This window comes from Candidatus Angelobacter sp. (assembly GCA_035607015.1).
In the GTDB taxonomy this organism is placed as follows: domain Bacteria; phylum Verrucomicrobiota; class Verrucomicrobiia; order Limisphaerales; family AV2; genus AV2.
The window spans coordinates 1-2,878 of record DATNDF010000043.1 but is presented as its reverse complement, the minus strand read 5'-3'; the positions used below and the strand labels follow the sequence as shown (position 1 = coordinate 2,878).

Annotated in this window: 3 protein-coding genes; all 3 read left to right on the top strand. The window is 60.0% G+C overall.

The window, feature by feature from the left end; translation table 11 throughout:
- Positions 1-147 precede the first annotated feature (147 nt).
- The 3 genes from VN887_01855 (at position 148) to VN887_01845 (ending at position 2,860) form a co-directional block, all read left to right on the top strand.
- Positions 148-813: a glutathione S-transferase family protein gene (locus VN887_01855; protein HXT38746.1), complete on the top strand. Its 666-nt coding sequence runs from the start codon at positions 148-150 to the stop codon at positions 811-813.
- Positions 810-2,117: a PhoH family protein gene (locus tag VN887_01850; protein ID HXT38745.1), complete on the top strand. Its 1,308-nt coding sequence runs from the start codon at positions 810-812 to the stop codon at positions 2,115-2,117. The genes VN887_01855 and VN887_01850 overlap by 4 nt, the downstream gene beginning before the upstream one ends.
- Positions 2,118-2,179: 62 nt before the next feature.
- Entirely contained in the window at positions 2,180-2,860 is a 681-nt protein-coding gene (locus VN887_01845) for a tetratricopeptide repeat protein (GenBank protein ID HXT38744.1), read from the top strand.
- Positions 2,861-2,878: the final 18 nt, after the last annotated feature.

The following is a 2,878-nucleotide window of genomic DNA, read 5'->3' as shown; positions in this document are numbered from 1 at the left end:
TGCGCGCGAGCACAAGAACGTGGACGACGCGCTGCGCAAGTTGCAGATCGCCGGCGAACGTTATCCGGCGCGTCACTTTGCCGCGGATATCGAAAAGTCACTCAGCCGCCTCAGGAATTTGACCGGGAAACTGCCGGACCTTGCCGCATGATTGAACTGATTCAGTTTCCCTGGAGTCCATTCTGCATCGTGCAGCGGCGCATCCTGGAATACGCGGGCGAAAAGTTCAAACTCGTCAACGTTCCGAACACGGAACGTTCGCTGGTCTGGAAACTCACGCGGGGCCGCTATTATGGCGTCCCCATCATCCGGGACGGCCGGGCTGTCGTGTTTGAAACGGACGAAAATTCGCAGGTCATCGCCAAGTACCTTGACGACAAATTCCGGCTCGGCCTGTTCCCGCCGGAACTCGAGGGTGTGCAGAGCGTCCTCTGGCACCGGATCGAAGACGAAGTGGAAGGGTTCGCCTTCAAACTCAATGATGTTTACTGGCAGGAGTTCGTCCCCGGGCCAGAATGGTGCGCGTTCGTGCGGCACAAGGAGCGGAAATTCGGGCGTCACTGCCTCGATCAATGGCGGGATCAGCAGGCGCGGCTGATCGACGGCCTCACGCGGAGCCTGCTGCCGTTTGAAGAAATGCTTCTGGGCCACTCGTTCCTGCTCGAAGACCGGCCGCGTTTTGTGGACTTTGATCTGTACGGAATGCTCGCCAATTTCCTCCATTCCGGTCATTACGAACTGCCGCCCACCCACGCCCGGCTCGGGGCCTGGTACGCCCACATGATCCGGATTAAACCAGCTCGTTCTCCGTGAAAAATTACATTCTGGACACCAACGTCCTTCTTCACGACCCCAACTCGATCCTCAATTTTCAGGAGCACAACGTCCTGATCCCCATCGAGGTCATCGAGGAAGTTGACCGGTTCAAACGCGAATCCACGGAGCGGGGCGCCAACGCCCGCACGGTTTCCCGCACGCTCGACGGTCTGCGTTCGCAGGGCCGGTTGAGCGAGGGCGTCGCCCTCCCGAACGGCGGACGGCTGCGCATCATTTTTCAGGACAAGAGCCAGAATGGTCACGCCACCGTCGGCGACAACAACGTGGACAGCCGCATCGTCTCGCTGGCCACGACCGTCCAAAAGGCGCACCCCAAACAGCGGACGATTCTAATCACGAAGGACATCAACCTTCGCATCAAAGCGGACGCGCTCGGATTACAGGCCGAGGACTACGAATCCGACCGGGTGCTGATCAAGGACCTTTACACGGGGATGTTCGAGCTGACGGTCCGTGCGGACGAGCTGGCGGCTTTTCGCGCGGATCAAGAACACAAATTGAATGGCAGCGGGCCGCACTTCCCGAACGAGTATTGCACGCTGACCGAGGAGACAAATCCCAAGCGCACGGCCCTGACCAAAGTGGATGCCACTGGCCGGACGCTCGTTCCCATCGCCGATGGCCGCGAGGGTGTGTGGGGCATCAAACCTCGCAACCGCGAGCAACACTTTGCTTTTGACGCCTTGCTGGACGAGCGGATCAAGCTCGTCACGCTCATGGGCAAGGCCGGCACGGGCAAAACGTTGCTGGCAATGGCCGCGGGCCTGAAAAAAACCGTGCAGGACCGCGAATACAGACGACTCGTCGTCGCCCGCCCAACCATCTCGATGGGAAAGGAGCTGGGTTTTCTGCCCGGTTCGCTTGAAGAAAAACTGAATCCGTGGATGCAGCCGATCCACGACGCGCTGGAAATGCTCAGCGATTTGAACATGGGCCAGGACCATCGGCGGAGCACGGACCTGATGCGCACCGGAACCATCGTGGTGGAGGCGTTGAGCTACATCCGTGGCCGCAGCATCGCGAACCAGTTCATGGTCATTGACGAGGCGCAGAATCTCACGCCGCTCGAAGTGAAGACCATCATCACTCGTGTCGGCCACGGCACGAAGGTCGTGTTCACCGGCGATCCCTATCAGATTGACAATCCCTATGTGGACTCGTCGTCAAACGGGTTTAATTACGTCATCAGCAAATTCCGTCCGGAACCCATCGCCGCGCACATCGAGCTGCAACGCGGCGAACGCTCGGAACTTGCCGAACTGGCGGCGAACATCCTGTAGAAATCCTGCGCATCGGTCCGGTCCGCCTTGCGCTCGGCCGATTCCTGTTTATATTTGGGCGCGTGAACAGGTTTTTCACGCCCTTCCTCCGACGCCTTTACGGTTTTTTCACCGCGTTCCTCGTCCTGTACGCCGCATTCGCGATTGGCCAACACAGCGGATGGAACAAGGAGCGCCTTTACCGCAAACTTTTGGCGGGTGACCGAAACGAAAAGCTCGCCGCGGCGTTCGACCTGGCGTGGCTGGGCGGGCAGGAACAACTGCTGCGCGCCCTGAGGTCGCCGTCGGTGGCGGTTCGTGAGGTCGCCGTCGATTCGCTTTGGAGCCTGTGGTTTCATGCCGCGGGCAAGGAGGCCTTCAACCTCGCGCAATCCGCCAGCGCGGCGATGGCGCGGCAGAAATTTACCGAGGCGCTGGCCATTTTGGACCGGACCGTCGCGCAATTCCCGGATTTCGCGGAAGGCTGGAACCGCCGGGCAATCCTCCACTGGCAGATGGGCCGGTATGAAGAGTCGGTCGCGGATTGCAAAAAGGTCGTCGCGCTCAACCCGAATCACTTTGGAGCCTGGCAGGGAATGGGGCTTTGCCAGTTGTATCTCGGCGACGCGGAAGGTGCCTGCCAATCGTTTCGCGCCGCGCTGAAAATCAATCCGCGCGACGGCGGACTGCGTCAGATGCTTCGGCAGTGCGAAGAACTGCTCCGCAGACTTTCACCCGGGCGTTCGCCGCCGGACCTGGCCTGAGCGTTTTGTTTTGAATCC